We start from the raw sequence: 15,477 nt of genomic DNA on the forward strand, positions 1-15,477 counted from the left end.
TCTGTCGTGTGTTAAGCCTTGTTATTAAAAGCTTCACTTCATCGTGAAGGGATGATGTTTACATGAAAAAAACACCAAAGCAGCAAAAGAACAGAAAGCTGATGAATCACTACTCAGCTTGGAAATATGTAGTATTAATCACGACGGTCATTATTTTAACCCTAAGTGCTATACCAACTTGGTTTGGCGAACAGCCTTCTATCCAGTTGACGTTTTCGGAGCAAAACAACAGTGAAATGTCGGTTGTTCATCTGAATCAACTGTTAAAAACCAACCATATTTCAGCCGACAAAATCATCGAAAAAGACGGCAAAACAACCATTGTATTCGATGGTGAAGATGCGCAAAGTAAAGCTCGTGCGTTGTTAAACAAAGAGCTAAATAAAGACGACAGCATCACTTTCTCATACGTATCGGTTGCGCCAGAATGGTTGAATGAGATGGGCTTTAGCCCAATTAAGCTCGGTCTTGACCTTCGTGGTGGCGTTCAGTTCTTGTTGAATGTTGATGTGAATAAAGCGTTTGAAGAACAACGTGATGCATTGATTGATGAAATCAAAGCGAACCTGCGTGATCAACGTGTTCGTGGTGTGCAAGTTCGAGCAGAAAGCGGCAACCGAATTACGGTAAACAGTGACAGCGAGCAAGCATTGTCGGAAGTGAACAAGTTCTTGCGTCAAAACTACCCGGGCTGGATTTCAAAAAGTTCATCTCGTGGCTTTGTGCTTGAACCGAGTGAACAAAATATCCAAGAATTTCAATCGTCGACTCTTCAACAAAACCTGAAGATCATGCGTGGTCGTATTGAAGAACTTGGTATCACAGAAGCACTAGTGCAACGCCAAGGTAAAGAGAGCATTCGAATTGAACTCCCTGGTGTACAAGATCCTGCTCAAGCGAAAAACGTTATTGGTGCAACAGCAAGCTTGGCGTTTTATGAAGTGAAAGATGCGAGCCAAGCACACAGCAGCCAAGATCTTGTTCTTCAAGACAATGACGGCCGTACAGTGATTTTGGCAAAACGACCAGTCCTAACGGGTGAGCATATCGTAAACGCTCGTGCTGGTGTCGACAAAATGGGTATGTCAGAAGTAAATATTTCTCTTGACCACGCTGGTGGTAAGAAAATGAGCGACTTCTCAGCAACTCACATCGGCAAGCCAATGGCGACCGTTTACCGAGAGTACAAGACAAACGATCGCGGTGTAACCGAGCGTAGTGAGCGCGTTATCAGCGTCGCGACTATTCAATCTCAACTTGGTAGCCAGTTCCGTATTACCGGAGCAGGTAGCATGGACGATGCGCAGCAGTTAGCGCTATTGCTTCGCGCGGGTTCACTAACCGCGCCAGTTACTATTGTGGAAGAGCGTACTATCGGTGCTTCTCTGGGTGCAGAAAACATTGAAAACGGTTTTGCAGCACTGGCTTTAGGTATGGGTTTAACACTGACCTTTATGGCACTTTGGTACCGCCGCTTAGGTTGGGTAGCAAACGTGGCGCTTTGTGCCAACATGCTTTGTTTGCTTGGCCTAATTGCTTTGCTACCAGGTGCGGTGTTAACGCTTCCTGGCATTGCAGGCTTAGTGTTAACCGTCGGTATGGCAGTGGACACCAACGTTATTATTTTCGAACGTATTAAGGATAAAATGCGTGAAGGCCGCAGCTTCGCTCAAGCGATTGATCTAGGCTTTGACAGCGCGTTCTCGACCATCCTTGATGCCAACATTACTACTATGATCACCGCCGTGATTTTGTACGCCATCGGTAATGGCCCAATCCAAGGCTTTGCCTTAACACTCGGATTAGGTTTGTTAACCAGTATGTTTACAGGCGTATTTGCCTCTCGAGCAATGATCAATTTAATTTGGGGCCGCGATGCCCGTCGTGATGTGAGGGTTTAATCATGGTCGAAATGCTAAAACAAAATATTCGTAAAATTCGCTACTTTACTACGCTAGTTTCCATCATTTTGACGGTGATCGCGTTAGTCGCTCTAGGCTTTAAAGGGTTGAACCTCGGCTTGGATTTCACTGGTGGTATGGTGACAGAAGTAAAGGTAGATAAGCAGCTAACTAACCATGATCTGCTTGATGTACTGCAACCAAAACTTGGTGAGTCAACGTCAGTAACTCGTTCTGGTGAAGATGGCCGTTGGGTGATCCGTTACTCTGCGCCGGAAGAAGGGCAGACATTACCAAGCGTGGCAGATGTACTTAAGCCAATCTCTCACCAAGTTGATGTTGTCAGCAACAGTATTGTTGGTGCTCAAGTTGGCCAAGACTTGTTTGAACAAGGTGGCTTAGCACTGTTGATTTGTGTGTTGAGTATTCTCGGTTACTTGTGTTTCCGTTTTGAGTGGCGTTTGGCAAGCGGTTCACTGTTTGCTTTGGCTCATGATGTGATCTTAGTGCTTGGCTTCTTTGCAATTACTCAAATGGAGTTCAACTTAACCGTTTTTGCTGCTGTGCTGGCGATTTTAGGTTACTCATTGAATGACTCGATCATCATTGCAGACCGAATCCGTGAGCTGTTGATTGCGAAGCAGAGTTGGAAAACAGAAGACATCAATGACCAAGCTGTTATCGCGACGTTTTCACGCACCATGGTGACATCTGGTACAACACTGATCACCGTTGGAGCATTGTGGATTATGGGAGGAGCGCCTTTGGCTGGTTTCTCAACAGCGATGTTTATTGGCGTTCTGTCTGGTACATGGTCATCGATTTCGATTGGTACCGTGCTGCCAGAGTGGTTGAAACTGGAGCCGAAACATTATCTGCCTGTTGAGATCGACGCTGCGCCATAGCATCGTTCTTTTAAGGTAAAAGTGCTTGCGCCACTCATTTTGAGTGGCGCTTTTTTTGTGCTTATTTCACGCGCATCAGACGATGTTTTACCCGTCCCAAATCGAACTCTAAGATCTGTGAGCGCTTCATTGCTTCGACTTTATTCAACATCGACTCTTGGTAGCCTTTTTTCTTCATCCACTGAAGAGGTTCAGAGAAAGCATCTTCATTAACGACATAAGACTCGCCTTTATGCTCTCCTGCATAGACGTTCACAACCCACACTCGGGCCTGAAAATCTAGTACTTCACTCATCACTTGCGTGAACTTTTGAAAGAGGTTTTTCATTACTTTTAGTTCCGCTCTAACTCACAAACAGCCAAACACCAACGCCCATCATCAAAGTGCCTGCGAAACGGTTCATCAAACGTACATTTTTTGATTGGCCTAAAACACGTTTAAGCCCTTTACCGCCTGTCGCGTAAAGTGACATACAGATGAACTCGAACAGCAGAATGATCGAGACTAAAACCATGAGCTGTGGCGCCAAGGCTTTGCTTTGGTCGATGAATGGAGGCAAAAGTGAGATCATAAACGCCCAACCTTTAGGGTTCGCGATGGCGGTAACGAAGCCCTGCAGAACCAAATTCCAGTTACCTTTAGGTGGTGAAGTTGAGTTCTCCAAATTGATCGCGAGTTTGCCCCGAGATCGCCACATTTCGATACCTAAATAGAGCAAGTACGCACCGCCGCCAAATTTGAGGAAGGTAAACAGCCACGGATAATTGAGCATAACTGCGGCGATGCCGAGTACAGCAGAGATGGAAACCAGAGCGACTCCGGCGAGTTCCCCAATCATCATCCACAGTGTCCGGCGATAGCCGACACTCATTCCCAATGTGAGTGCCAACGTCATGCACATTCCTGGAGTAATCGAGACGAAAAAGAAAGTAGGGATGAACATACTGAGTAATGCAATATTCATATCTGTTGATGACTTAGTGATTAAAGAGAAGCCACAAAGATAGTGCAAAGCGGGAGAGGATGCTACTACAAAGCGAACGGTTGCTTTTTGTGTTAGTTAGCTGATGTTATTCGGATATTTAAAATTAAAATGAAATTATATTTTAATCTCTGCGTCATAATAGTGCGTATTGCACCAGTATGAGACAAACTCTTATATCGATCTTCGATTAAATATATTTAATTTTTTATATTTTTTCGTTGTTTATTTTCATTGTTCTAAATAGCCATGTTGATAACTAAATTGTCATTAAATGCAGTAATTAAATGATATGTTTGATAATTGTCTTTACTGATATTTGAATTATTATTCTAATCTTGTTTTTGCCATAATCATTTAGACTTAAAATTCAGATCTTAAATCATGACATAATGTAACGTCTGCTGTACTGTATGTAATTATATGATATATAATGATTATTTTACCGTATTGGTAGGCTAATGTTTCAGGTAAGTACTATTAAAAACAATGAGTTATGAAGAGTTAACCATTTTATAACATTTCATGTGTAATGAGATCTAAATCAATCTTATGCAATTGGGTGAGTTTTTTATTTGAAATGTAATATTTCTAGGTTAACTTAAAATAAAGGCAGCACGGGATTGGTTGTCAAAAGAATAAATAAACACGTCAGTTGGTGAACTATTTCATCAGTGTATTAAGTTTGCTTTTTAAATGCCGTTAAGAATGGAGTCTTCAATGAAGAAAGTCGCTTTGATCACTGGATCAAAAGGCGGAATTGGTTCTGCTATTTCCTCTCAATTAGTCAATGACGGTTACCGTGTAATCGCTACTTATTTCACAGGTAACTACGAATGTGCGCTGGAGTGGTTCAACAGCAAAGGGTTTACCAAAGATCAGGTTCGCCTTTTTGAGTTGGATGTAACAAACACGACAGAGTGTGCAGAGAAATTGGCGCAATTGCTTGGGGAGGAAGGAACCATTGATGTTGTTGTCAACAACGCAGGAATCACACGTGATGGCGTGTTTAAAAAGATGACTGCGCAAGCTTGGAATGATGTCATCAATACTAACCTCAATAGTTTATTCAACGTTACGCAACCCCTCTTTGCTGCAATGTGCGAAAAAGGCGGTGGTCGTGTCATCAATATCTCTTCAGTCAATGGTCTTAAAGGGCAGTTTGGTCAAGCAAACTACTCGGCGGCGAAAGCTGGGATGATCGGTTTCTCTAAAGCCTTAGCATACGAAGGTGCTCGCTCGGGTGTGACAGTTAATGTTATCGCTCCGGGTTACACGGGTACGCCAATGGTTGAGCAAATGAAGCCAGAAGTGCTGGAATCCATCACGAACCAAATTCCAATGAAACGTCTTGCGACACCAGAAGAAATTGCAGCATCAGTGAGCTTCTTGGTCAGCGATGCGGGCGCCTACATCACCGGAGAGACTTTGTCGGTGAACGGCGGCCTATACATGCACTAAGGAGAGAAGATGATGGAAAAAGTATTTATCGTAGCGGCGAAGCGTACTCCAATTGGTGCTTTTGGTGGCAGCCTGAAAAATACTTCTGCTGGCGATCTGGCAGCAGTAGCGATTAAAGGCGCGTTGGAAGCGGCAAAGTTGCCTGGCGACAAGGTTGACGAAGTGATTGTTGGCAACGTTGTTGGTGCAGGTCAAGGAATGGGTGTTGGCCGCCAAGCGGCACTGTTTGCGGGGGTTCCTGAATCTGTTCCTGCATATGGCGTAAACATGGTTTGCGGTAGTGGCATGAAAACGGTCATGGATGCCGTGTCCCATATCCGTAGTGGCGATGCTGAGATCGTTGTTGCAGCGGGTGTTGAAGTCATGTCGCAGATTCCGTTTGCTGCACCAAGCAGCATTCGTGATGGCAACAAAATGGGCAATCTGGAGCTAAAAGATCTGCTCGTAGCGGACGGTTTAACCGATGTTTACAACCAATATCACATGGGTGTGACGGCAGAAAACGTAGCAAAACAAATCGGCTTAACTCGCCAGCAGCAAGACGAATACGCGCTGTCTAGCCAACAGAAAGCGGTAGCCGCTATCGAAGCTGGCAAATTTCAAGACGAAATTGTGCCAGTGGAAGTAAAGCAACGCCGTGAAACCGTAATGTTTGATACGGATGAATACCCAAAAGCGAACGCGACAATGGAAGCCTTAAGCAAGCTACGTCCTGCTTTTGACCGCGAAGGCACTGTGACTGCGGGTAATGCATCAGGTATTAACGATGGCGCGAGTGCGATTATCGTTGCATCTGAAAGCGCAGTTAAAGCGCATGGATTAACGCCGCTTGCTGAGATCGTAAGCTATGCGCAATCGGGTCTTGATCCGAAGATCATGGGCCTAGGTCCTGTTGAGTCGGTCAATAAAGCACTCGAAAAAGCAGAACTCAGTGTACACGACATCGACGTTTACGAGTTAAACGAAGCATTTGCAGCGCAAGCACTTGGCGTGATTCATCAGTTGGCGGAAACAAACCAAGTTCCAGTTAACGCGATTCAAGATAAAGCGAACTTTAACGGTGGTGCTATCGCGCTAGGACACCCGCTTGGTGCATCTGGAAACCGAATCTTAGTCACGCTGGTTCACGAGCTTCATAAGCAAAATGGTCAATATGGCGTTGCTTCACTTTGTGTGGGCGGCGGCATGGGCACGGCTGTGGTTGTAAAGACAGTTAAGTAATTATTTAAACGGACATTTTTAATTCTTTCTCTAGGAGACAAACCATGTACACAGATTTCTTCAAAACATTTAGCGATCAAACTGAAAAAAATCTAGAACCTTACTTGAAGTTCAACAAGCTAGTGACAAAAAACGTAGAAGTGTTGACCGAGCTTCAATTGAACGCCATTCGCACATACAGTGAAGTGGGTCTAAACCAGATGAAAGCAGCGACAGAAATCAAAGACGTAACGTCATTGACTGCTTTCAACAGTCAGCAACTAAGCGTACTTACTAAACTTTCTCAACAAATGATGGATGACAGCAACAAGCTTCAAGCGATTGCAAAAGAGTTCAAAGAAGACGTTGAGAAAATGACTTCGGAAAATCTAAAGACTGTTACTCCAGCGTAATTTGTCCGATTCTCGCCGCCCCTAGATTTGGGCGGCGTTGTTTTTTCCGAATATAGGAGTAAGACTATGTTTCAACACTTCTTTTCGGACTATCTTGTGAAGCTTCAGGAAACCAATCATCAGTGGTGGCATGATTTCGAAGTGAACAAGGCAGTCGTGAACTCTCCTTTAAACAAGGCCATGCAAGAAGTGAACTTTGAGGATACTGCCAAACTGTTCGAACAAGCTGCGAATCAGCCTGCTGCGATTTTAAAGCTGCAAGCACAGTGGTGGGAACAGCAGCTACAAATTTGGCAGAATGTTGCATTGGCAGGGAACCAAGCACAAATCGTCGAAGCTGAAAAAGGGGATAAGCGTTTCTCAAACGAAGCGTGGCAAAATGAAGCCATGTATAGCTTCATCAAACAATCCTACCTTTTATTTAGTAAGACCTATCTGGACACCATCGAGTCTTTGGAAGGCTTAGATGAAAAGACGAAAGAACGTATTATTTTTTTCTCTCGCCAAGCCATTAACGCCCTTTCTCCTTCCAACTTCATCGCCACTAACCCAGAGCTTTTGAAGCTGACACTTGAGCAAAACGGTCAAAACTTACTGGCAGGCTTAGAGCAGTTGAAAGAAGACGTTGAGTCGAGCGCAGACATTTTAAAAATTCGTATGACGAATAACAATGCATTCCGCGTGGGCGATGACGTTGCGACGACACAGGGCAATGTGGTTTTTCAAAACGAATTGTTTGAGTTGATTCAATATCGACCTCTAACAGAGAAAGTGAATGCGACGCCGCTGCTCATCGTCCCACCTTTCATCAATAAATACTACATCCTTGATTTAACAGCAAAGAACTCAATGGTTCGATGGTTGTTAGAGCAGGGGCATAGTGTATTTATGATGTCTTGGCGCAATCCAGGCAAGGCACAAGCGCACATAGAGTTTGGTGACTACGTGACAGAAGGCGTAGTGAAAGCCGTCGCTGCAATTGAAGATATAACAGGACAAGAGCAAATCAATGCTGCTGGTTATTGTATCGGTGGTACTGTTTTAGCAAGCACGGTTGCCTACTACGCTGCAAAACGTATGAAGAAGCGCATTAAGTCTGCCACTTTCTTCACCACGTTGCTCGACTTCTCTCAACCAGGTGAAGTCGGCGCGTATATCAATGACACCATTGTTAGTGCAATTGAAGCGCAAAATAACGCAAAAGGGTATATGGACGGCCGTTCCTTAAGCGTGACGTTTAGTTTACTGCGTGAAAACAGCTTGTACTGGAACTACTACGTCGACAATTACTTGAAGGGTAACAGTCCGGTTGATTTCGACTTGTTGTACTGGAATAGCGATAGCACCAACGTCAGCGCTGCATCTCACAATTTCTTGCTTCGCGAGCTCTATTTAGAGAACAAGCTGGTGCAAGATAAAGGCGTCAAAATTGGTGGAGTATGGATTGATCTAAATAAGATCAAAATTCCTAGCTATTTTGTGTCAACGAAAGAAGACCATATTGCGTTATGGCAGGGAACTTACCGTGGTGCGCTGAACACGGGTGGTAACAAAACGTTTGTCCTCGGTGAGTCTGGTCATATTGCGGGCATCGTGAACCCTCCAGCTAGAAATAAGTATGGTTATTGGTTGAACGATAATTTGGATGACTCTGCTGATGAGTGGTTGAATAACGCGGAACACAAAGAGGGATCGTGGTGGACACACTGGAACGAGTGGTTACTCCAATTCAACCCTAAAGAGCAAGTTGAGCCTTTCCCTATTGGCTCAGAAAACCATCCGGTTATTGATGAAGCGCCAGGACAATACGTCAAACAGGTTCTGCCAGTGAAAGAATCTTAAACAACTCCCTATAGCAGTAAATCTTAGCGGCCTTTATGGTCGCTTTTTTTATGTATGATTGCTTGTTTATTGTTGGCAAGTACCATTGAGTAATAAATAAAAAGCGCCGAGCATTTGCTCGGCGCTCAGTGTCAACAAATAGGCTAGTTGACGAGTAGAGATGCGTTACGTTACACCTCTTTATCCTTACCAAATGACAGCAGCCAGAGAGAGATTGCTGCTACCGCCACAAAGCCGGAAAGAATAATCACTGGCATAGCACTGTAGCCAAGGATATGCCAAATTACAGATTCTAATGTACTCATGGTAAGTCTCCTTAGTGCCAGCCTTCAACGCCGCTCATGTCTGGTAGTTTGTGCGCAATACCTTTGTGACAGTCTACACATGTTTTCTCGCCTGAAGCTAGAGCGGTGGAGTGTTGTTCTGCCGCACGTGATCCTTGCTGAGAGTAATCCATGAAATCAAACTCATGACAGTTACGACATTCAAGAGAGTCATTCTTTTTCATACGTGCCCACTCTCGCTCTGCGAGGTGTCCACGACGCTCTTGGAACTTCTCTGGCGTATCGATCGTCTTCGTTACGAAGTGTGCAAATAGCTCTTTAGATGCCTGTACTTTACGAACGATCTTATCCGTCCATTCATGAGGAACGTGACAGTCTGAACAAATCGCACGAACACCAGAGCGGTTGGAGTAGTGAATTGTTTCTTGAATTTCAGCAACGATCGGCGCGTGACAGCCAGAACAGAATTCTTCTGTGTTGGTTGCTTCCATACCTGTGTTGAATGCGCCCCAAAATAGAAGGCCACCAGCGAAGCCTAGAAATAAAACCACACCAGCGGCAGCTTTACTCGGGCTCGACAGTCTCTTCCAAAACGCTTTAAGTATTTTCATAAGTAACCTCTTAGTACTCGCGTTTCAATTACTGAAGCGAATCGACTGCCTTAAACTCGTTTTCCACTAGTGGTTTTGCATCCGTTTGTGGAACGTGACATTGCAAACAGAAGTAACGACGAGGAGACATATCTGCCAGTACCGCATCTTCTCTGTTTACATAGTGCGTTACGCTAATTTTAGTCGCACCTGACTCTTTTGCATTTTTCCAACTATGGCATGCAAGACACTTGTTAGCATTTAACGAAATTTCGTAGTGACGAATGCTGTGTGGGATCAACGGTGGTTGATAAACATAGCTGTCTTCAACAATTTGATCTTTAGGGAAGTCTTTGAACTCGTCTGCTGGACGCGTATCTTCCAATTGAGACATTCCACGTAAAGATTCTAGACCACCAATACCACCTGGATTATCCAACTCAGCTTGCGCAATGCCTGTCACTAACGCACCTACAGATAAAACTGCGACAAGTAATTTTTTCATCATTTCATCTCCGCCTTTATGGCTTAAATTCTTTATTAGGCCGCCATAATGACGGCCGTAGCATTCAGTATCTGAAGGTTAAGCAATCTTAGTGATTTTGACTGGGCACTTCTTAAAGTCTGTCTGTTTAGACAGTGGATCAGTCGCATCTAGGATAAGCTTGTTAATCAAAATACGTGCATCAAAGAACGGTACGAATACCAAGCCTTTTGGCGGACGGTTACGACCGCGAGTTTCAACACGAACGCGTACTTCACCGCGTTTGTTTGCCATGAGTACTTCTTCACCACGACGAACATTGCGTGCTTTTGCGTCTTCTGGGTGCATGTAACACACTGCGTCTGGTACTGCTTTGTATAATTCAGGTACACGACGAGTCATGGTGCCTGTGTGCCAATGTTCAAGAACACGACCAGTACATAACCACATATCAAATTCATCGTTCGGTACTTCTGGTGGCGCTTCGTATGGCGCGGAAATGATCTTCGCTTTGCCGTCAGCATTGCCGTAGAAGTCCCAACCAGAGCCTTCTTTCGCGTATGGGTCTGAACCTTCTTTAAAGCGCCACTGTGTTTCCTTACCATCAACAACAGGCCAACGTAGACCACGCACTTGGTGGTAGCGGTCGTATGGAGCCAAATCATGACCGTGACCACGGCCAAATGTTGCGTATTCCTCAAACAGACCTTTTTGAACATAGAAACCGAAGTGGTGAGCATCGTCATTCAGTTCACGAGCTTCTTCGATAGGGAATTTGTCGACGTTACCATTGCGGTAAAGTACGTCGTACATTGTTTTACCACGGTATTGAGGCGCTTTCGCTAGAAGCTCTTCAGGCCACACTTCTTCCATTTTGAAGCGTTTCGAGAACTCCATTAGTTGCCAAAGGTCCGATTTTGCTTGACCGACTGTGCCCACTTGTTGGTACCAAGCTTGGGTACGACGCTCAGCGTTACCGTAAGCACCTTCTTTTTCAATCCACATTGCGGTAGGAAGAATAAGGTCTGCTGCTTGTGCTGTTGCTGTCGGGTATGGGTCAGACACAACGATGAAGTTTTCTGGGTTGCGGTAACCTGGAAGACGTTCTGTGTTGATGTTTGGACCGGCTTGCATGTTGTTGTTACATTGAACCCAGTAACAGTTCAGAACGCCGTCATTCAGCATACGGTCTTGCAATACGGCGTGGAAGCCAGGTTTTGGTGGAATCGTACCTTCTGGCAGTTTCCAGATGTCTTCTGCAATCTTACGGTGTTTAGGGTTAGCAACCACCATATCCGCTGGTAGGCGGTGAGCAAACGTACCAACCTCACGAGCGGTACCACATGCTGATGGTTGGCCCGTTAGTGAGAATGGGCTGTTCCCCGGAGTCGAGATCTTACCGGTTAGTAGGTGGATGTTGTAAACCAAGTTATTCATCCATACACCACGAGTATGCTGGTTCATACCCATCGTCCATAGAGACATCACTTTCGTGTTTGGATCCGCGTATTGCTTCGCAAGCTCGATAAGCTTCTCTTTCTCAACACCAGAGATTTCAGATGCTTTCTCTACTGTGTATGGCGCTACTGATTTCTTGTACTCTTCGAATGAGATAGAAGTGAGTTTGCCAGAGTTCGGGTTCTTCGCTGCTTTTTGTAGCGGATCGTCGTCACGTAGACCGTAGCCGATGTCAGTGTCTGCTTGAGTGAAGTTCGTGTGTTTGTTCACGAAGTCCCAGTTTACTGCATCGTTTTCGATGATGTAGTTTGCGATGAAGTTAGCAATTGCAAGGTCAGACTGAGGATTGAAAATGTAGCCGTGGTCAGCCAACTCAAATGAACGATGGTAGTAAGTAGAAAGCACGTTCACTTTAACGTGAGGGTGGCTTAGGCGGCGGTCAGTAATGCGAGTCCATAGAACCGGGTGCATCTCTGCCATGTTTGAGCCCCAAAGAACGAAAGCGTCTGCGTTCTCGAAGTCATCGTAACAACCCATTGGCTCATCGATACCGAATGCGCGCATGAAACCTACAACGGCAGAAGCCATACAGTGACGAGCGTTTGGATCAATGTTGTTTGATCGGAAGCCTGCTTTCATTAACTTTGATGCAGCGTAGCCTTCCATTACTGTCCATTGGCCTGAGCCAAACATACCTACGCTTGTTGGGCCTTTTTTCTCGAGGGAAGCTTTCCATTTCTCAGCCATAATGTCGAAAGCGTCATCCCAAGAGATAGGTGTAAATTCACCATCTTTGTGGAATTTGCCATCTTTCATTCGTAGCATCGGTTGAGTTAGACGGTCTTGACCGTACATGATCTTAGAAAGGAAGTAACCTTTGATGCAGTTCAGACCTTTGTTTACTGGTGCTTCTGGGTCACCCTGTGTTGCTACCACTTTGCCGTTTTGAGTGCCAACAAGAACAGAACAGCCTGTACCACAGAAACGACAAGGTGCTTTGTCCCATGTGATTTTGGTTTGATCAGAGCTTGCAATCAGGTTGGCTGCAGATGCTGGTAGTGTCACACCTGCGACAGCAGCAGCTGATGCAGCCGCGTTTGCTTTCACAAACGCACGTCTTGTCATTTTCATACTTCACCCTCGATTTGGGAATGTTGTGTTCCAGTGTCTTCTTCATCCGTTTCTTCAAGCCCAGTTTCGATTTGGTGATAAACCAATACCGTGCTTAAGACGTTCGGTAAATTGTTAATGGCATCGATAGTGTCTGTGATGAAACCTTGGTTCTCAGTTTCAAGTACGACGATAATCTTGCCTTCAGGACTGTCACCATAGATTTCCGCATTTTCGTGTGCTTCTATCTTTTGTTTGATTTCGTCCAAATGTTCCGGCAGCACATGTACTACCAAACTTGAAATATGCACTTCATTTAGTGACATATAGCTCTCTCATTTATTTTTATTGCCTTTGGCCGACGACATTCGGCTTAGGCTGTTGTATTGCTCACATTGATGGATGAAGTCGGGCACACTGAAACACAGGCGCCGCAGCCGTTACACTCATCAAGGTCTAAATTGGGTTGTGCTACTTTCCCCAGTTCTAATTTGAACTGAATTGCCATCGGGTCGCACATATCCCCACAACTTCGGCATTCGACATTTTGTTTTGCTAAGCAGTTATCGTTGATACTTGCTTTTGCTTGCCAAGGTTGTTCTGTTTCTGGCAAGAAAAGGGGCTCAGGACAGGCGTTTGCACATTGATAGCAAAATGTGCATTCATCGATGGAAAAATCGACCGAGGGGAATCCGCCATCACTTTTGGTTATAATCTTTGTTTCACAGACCTCAATGCATTTACCGCAGCGAGTGCAATCGTCCGTAAACTGTTGCGGTTTAGTTAACCAAGGCAAACGTACGGCGTTGTCGGGGTGCGCTTTTCTTGCAAAGAGTCTTCTTCTGGAAAGGTCTACCACTTAGTCACCTCGAAACTTGGAACCCAAACTAAGCATAGTCCACAATTTTCATTAATAAACTGTCATTTAAACTAACGAAATTGTAGTTTTTGACATATTTGTATAAATACCTCTTAGGGGGTAAATGGTATGCAATATTGTTTTGGATCAATAAATTCCGTCGCAGGTGATCACATATTGATAAAGTTGAAAGGTAATGGGTTCATTGCACGTAAAAATAGGATTGTTAATGGGCGAGGAACTCAGATTGTTTAAAAATGTGAAAAAGTCGGTGACGCGCACGATTGCGTCCGCGATGCTTCTTATTTTGCTGCTCTCAGTCGCTACGACTGGTTTTGCAATTTTTACGTTAGCGTCCAGTTTGAACGATGCTGAAGCCGTCAATGTTGCTGGCTCGATGCGAATGCAAAGCTACCGTCTGGCGAATGATATTCAGGTTAAATCTGTTGACTATTCTTCACATATTGACGCATTTGAACATTCGATATATTCACCTTCAATGAAAGCGCTTCAGCATTGGTCTGTGCCAGAAGACATCACTCACGATTACTACCGTCTTATTATCAGATGGCATGAACTTAAGGCGGTGCTTAGAGGAGACAACCCGGCAGAATATCAACTCCTAGTGGCCGGTTTTGTTGAACAAATCGATGAGTTTGTATTTAAGCTGCAGAGCTTTTCGGAGCAAAAACTGATTAACTTAGCCTGGATCGGCGGGTTAGGGTTGGGTGGCATTCTTTGTGTCAGTATGTTTGTCGTTCATTTTGTGCGCCTCGAAGTTGTTCGGCCTCTGCGTGCCTTAGTTTTTGCTAGCGAGCAAATTAAAAATCGCTCATTTAATATATCGCTCAATGTATCTAGCGATAATGAAATGGGAATACTGACTCGAACCTTTAATCGGATGGCGACAGACCTTGGTAAGTTGTACCGAGGATTAGAACAAGCGGTTGATGAGAAAACACGTAAATTGCAGCATGCCAACCAGTCTTTAGAGGTGCTGTATGACTCGTCAAAAGAACTCACGGCGTCGCGTATTAATCAAGACAATTTCCAGGCGATTTTGCAGCATATCGTCAGTCTTGAGGGCATTAAAGCGGTCAAACTTGAAATCGAGCAGCTGGGAGAACCGAGCTGGATATTGATGGAAGGAGAAGAATGCTGCCAAGATTGTGATGAAGATTGCCACGGTAAAGCCCTGATGCTAGATGGTGAGCACTTGGGTTATTTATATTGGAAAGCAGGGTTACCTTGTCCGAACGAGGCTCTTATTGACAACTTCGTGCAGATTTTATCACGCGCCGTGTATTACAATCGGGCGCAGCGCCAAGCAGAACAAATTCTGCTGATGGAAGAGCGAGCCACTATTGCTCGGGAGTTGCATGATTCATTGGCTCAAGCACTCTCTTACTTAAAAATTCAGGTCGCTTTGTTAAAGAGAAGCGTAAAGAACTTGCCTGACGAAAAGGCGATCGCGCAGGCTAATCAAGTTATTGCTGAGCTAGATACGGGCTTATCTGCGGCTTATACGCAGTTACGCGAGCTACTGACGACGTTTCGTCTTACGATTAAAGAGGGCAGTTTTGGCCAAGCATTGCAAGACATGGTTGAAACGCTCAGTGAACAAACTGCTGCGGACATTACGCTAAAAAATAGACTTTCATCAACTGAACTGGATGCACATCAGCAGGTTCATTTACTACAGTTGATAAGAGAAGCGGCAATTAATGCTATCAAACATGCGCAAGCAGATAATATTCACATTCAATGTCTCGATAATGATGGAAAAGTCACAGTAACCGTTAGCGACGATGGAATAGGCTTTGAACATCAAGACGAAAAATTAAATCATTACGGTATGAGTATCATGCAAGAGCGGGCCGCTAGACTGCATGCCGATCTTCACATCGAAGCATCGATAAACAAAGGTTGTACCGTAAAATTAGAATTCCAACATAGTAAGGAAGTAAACAGTGACAGTGTGTAAAGT

General features: G+C 44.6%; 15 protein-coding genes. 7 read left to right on the top strand and 8 right to left on the bottom strand.

Annotation, left to right across the window (positions count from 1 at the left end; genetic code table 11):
• Positions 1-62 precede the first annotated feature (62 nt).
• Complete coding sequence (gene secD, locus R7F07_RS04250; protein WP_171342613.1) at positions 63-1,901, top strand: protein translocase subunit SecD; 1,839 nt, start codon at positions 63-65, stop codon at positions 1,899-1,901.
• A 2-nt stretch (positions 1,902-1,903) separates the two neighbouring features.
• Positions 1,904-2,806, top strand: a complete 903-nt coding sequence (gene secF / locus R7F07_RS04255; RefSeq protein WP_005463489.1) for a protein translocase subunit SecF — start codon at positions 1,904-1,906, stop codon at positions 2,804-2,806.
• 61 nt (positions 2,807-2,867) lie between these two features.
• On the opposite strand, the gene R7F07_RS04260 is transcribed toward secF, so the two are convergent.
• Together R7F07_RS04260 and R7F07_RS04265 are read right to left on the bottom strand one after the other, a co-directional pair.
• Entirely contained in the window at positions 2,868-3,134 is a 267-nt protein-coding gene (locus tag R7F07_RS04260) for a hypothetical protein (RefSeq protein WP_005485023.1), read from the bottom strand.
• Between the two features lie 16 nt (positions 3,135-3,150).
• Positions 3,151-3,771 carry a LysE family translocator gene (locus R7F07_RS04265; protein ID WP_025525188.1) on the bottom strand — a complete coding sequence of 207 codons (621 nt, stop codon included), beginning with the start codon at positions 3,769-3,771 and terminating at the stop codon, positions 3,151-3,153.
• Between the two features lie 738 nt (positions 3,772-4,509).
• Here R7F07_RS04265 and R7F07_RS04270 point away from each other — a divergent pair.
• From R7F07_RS04270 to phaC, 4 genes are all read left to right on the top strand, one after another.
• Complete coding sequence (locus R7F07_RS04270; RefSeq protein ID WP_005373555.1) at positions 4,510-5,250, top strand: SDR family oxidoreductase; 741 nt, start codon at positions 4,510-4,512, stop codon at positions 5,248-5,250.
• A 12-nt stretch (positions 5,251-5,262) separates the two neighbouring features.
• On the top strand, positions 5,263-6,471 hold the full coding sequence (locus R7F07_RS04275) for an acetyl-CoA C-acetyltransferase (RefSeq protein ID WP_054574713.1): 1,209 nt from the start codon (positions 5,263-5,265) through the stop codon (positions 6,469-6,471).
• 44 nt (positions 6,472-6,515) lie between these two features.
• Positions 6,516-6,863, top strand: a complete 348-nt coding sequence (locus R7F07_RS04280) for a phasin family protein (protein WP_005373550.1) — start codon at positions 6,516-6,518, stop codon at positions 6,861-6,863.
• 66 nt (positions 6,864-6,929) lie between these two features.
• Positions 6,930-8,705 (top strand): class I poly(R)-hydroxyalkanoic acid synthase, encoded by a 1,776-nt coding sequence (gene phaC, locus R7F07_RS04285; RefSeq protein WP_054574707.1) that lies wholly within the window; start codon positions 6,930-6,932, stop codon positions 8,703-8,705.
• Between the two features lie 170 nt (positions 8,706-8,875).
• Here phaC and R7F07_RS04290 read toward each other — a convergent pair whose 3' ends face one another.
• The 6 genes from R7F07_RS04290 to napF form a co-directional block, all read right to left on the bottom strand.
• Positions 8,876-9,010, bottom strand: coding sequence for a TIGR02808 family protein (locus R7F07_RS04290; protein ID WP_005373546.1), 135 nt, complete (start codon positions 9,008-9,010; stop codon positions 8,876-8,878).
• Positions 9,011-9,021: 11 nt separating this feature from the next.
• The gene (locus R7F07_RS04295) at positions 9,022-9,600 is read right to left on the bottom strand and encodes a NapC/NirT family cytochrome c (RefSeq protein WP_005373542.1); all 579 of its coding nucleotides are present in this window, start codon (positions 9,598-9,600) and stop codon (positions 9,022-9,024) included.
• A gap of 28 nt (positions 9,601-9,628) precedes the next feature.
• Complete coding sequence (locus R7F07_RS04300; protein ID WP_005389061.1) at positions 9,629-10,084, bottom strand: nitrate reductase cytochrome c-type subunit; 456 nt, start codon at positions 10,082-10,084, stop codon at positions 9,629-9,631.
• A gap of 78 nt (positions 10,085-10,162) precedes the next feature.
• Positions 10,163-12,652, bottom strand: coding sequence for a periplasmic nitrate reductase subunit alpha (napA, locus tag R7F07_RS04305; RefSeq protein WP_005389060.1), 2,490 nt, complete (start codon positions 12,650-12,652; stop codon positions 10,163-10,165).
• Positions 12,649-12,957 carry a chaperone NapD gene (locus tag R7F07_RS04310; protein ID WP_005373535.1) on the bottom strand — a complete coding sequence of 103 codons (309 nt, stop codon included), beginning with the start codon at positions 12,955-12,957 and terminating at the stop codon, positions 12,649-12,651. The genes napA and R7F07_RS04310 overlap by 4 nt, the downstream gene beginning before the upstream one ends.
• Positions 12,958-13,004: 47 nt before the next feature.
• Complete coding sequence (gene napF / locus R7F07_RS04315; protein WP_170893134.1) at positions 13,005-13,490, bottom strand: ferredoxin-type protein NapF; 486 nt, start codon at positions 13,488-13,490, stop codon at positions 13,005-13,007.
• A gap of 247 nt (positions 13,491-13,737) precedes the next feature.
• Here napF and narQ point away from each other — a divergent pair, with 247 nt between their 5' ends.
• Positions 13,738-15,474: a nitrate/nitrite two-component system sensor histidine kinase NarQ gene (gene narQ, locus R7F07_RS04320; RefSeq protein ID WP_025767926.1), complete on the top strand. Its 1,737-nt coding sequence runs from the start codon at positions 13,738-13,740 to the stop codon at positions 15,472-15,474.
• The last annotated feature ends 3 nt before the right edge of the window (positions 15,475-15,477 follow it).

The organism is Vibrio sp. YT-16, assembly GCF_033337405.1.
GTDB lineage: Bacteria > Pseudomonadota > Gammaproteobacteria > Enterobacterales > Vibrionaceae > Vibrio > Vibrio alginolyticus.

What these genes read in the sequence shown, in the direction of transcription:
- secD (WP_171342613.1), top strand. Translation starts at nt 63, where the DNA reads ATGAAAAAAACACCAAAGCAGCAAAAGAACAGAAAGCTGATGAATCAC.
- secF (WP_005463489.1), top strand. Translation starts at nt 1,904, where the DNA reads ATGGTCGAAATGCTAAAACAAAATATTCGTAAAATTCGCTACTTTACT.
- R7F07_RS04260 (WP_005485023.1), bottom strand. Translation starts at nt 3,134, where the DNA reads ATGAAAAACCTCTTTCAAAAGTTCACGCAAGTGATGAGTGAAGTACTA.
- R7F07_RS04265 (WP_025525188.1), bottom strand. Translation starts at nt 3,771, where the DNA reads ATGAATATTGCATTACTCAGTATGTTCATCCCTACTTTCTTTTTCGTC.
- R7F07_RS04270 (WP_005373555.1), top strand. Translation starts at nt 4,510, where the DNA reads ATGAAGAAAGTCGCTTTGATCACTGGATCAAAAGGCGGAATTGGTTCT.
- R7F07_RS04275 (WP_054574713.1), top strand. Translation starts at nt 5,263, where the DNA reads ATGGAAAAAGTATTTATCGTAGCGGCGAAGCGTACTCCAATTGGTGCT.
- R7F07_RS04280 (WP_005373550.1), top strand. Translation starts at nt 6,516, where the DNA reads ATGTACACAGATTTCTTCAAAACATTTAGCGATCAAACTGAAAAAAAT.
- phaC (WP_054574707.1), top strand. Translation starts at nt 6,930, where the DNA reads ATGTTTCAACACTTCTTTTCGGACTATCTTGTGAAGCTTCAGGAAACC.
- R7F07_RS04290 (WP_005373546.1), bottom strand. Translation starts at nt 9,010, where the DNA reads ATGAGTACATTAGAATCTGTAATTTGGCATATCCTTGGCTACAGTGCT.
- R7F07_RS04295 (WP_005373542.1), bottom strand. Translation starts at nt 9,600, where the DNA reads ATGAAAATACTTAAAGCGTTTTGGAAGAGACTGTCGAGCCCGAGTAAA.
- R7F07_RS04300 (WP_005389061.1), bottom strand. Translation starts at nt 10,084, where the DNA reads ATGAAAAAATTACTTGTCGCAGTTTTATCTGTAGGTGCGTTAGTGACA.
- napA (WP_005389060.1), bottom strand. Translation starts at nt 12,652, where the DNA reads ATGAAAATGACAAGACGTGCGTTTGTGAAAGCAAACGCGGCTGCATCA.
- R7F07_RS04310 (WP_005373535.1), bottom strand. Translation starts at nt 12,957, where the DNA reads ATGTCACTAAATGAAGTGCATATTTCAAGTTTGGTAGTACATGTGCTG.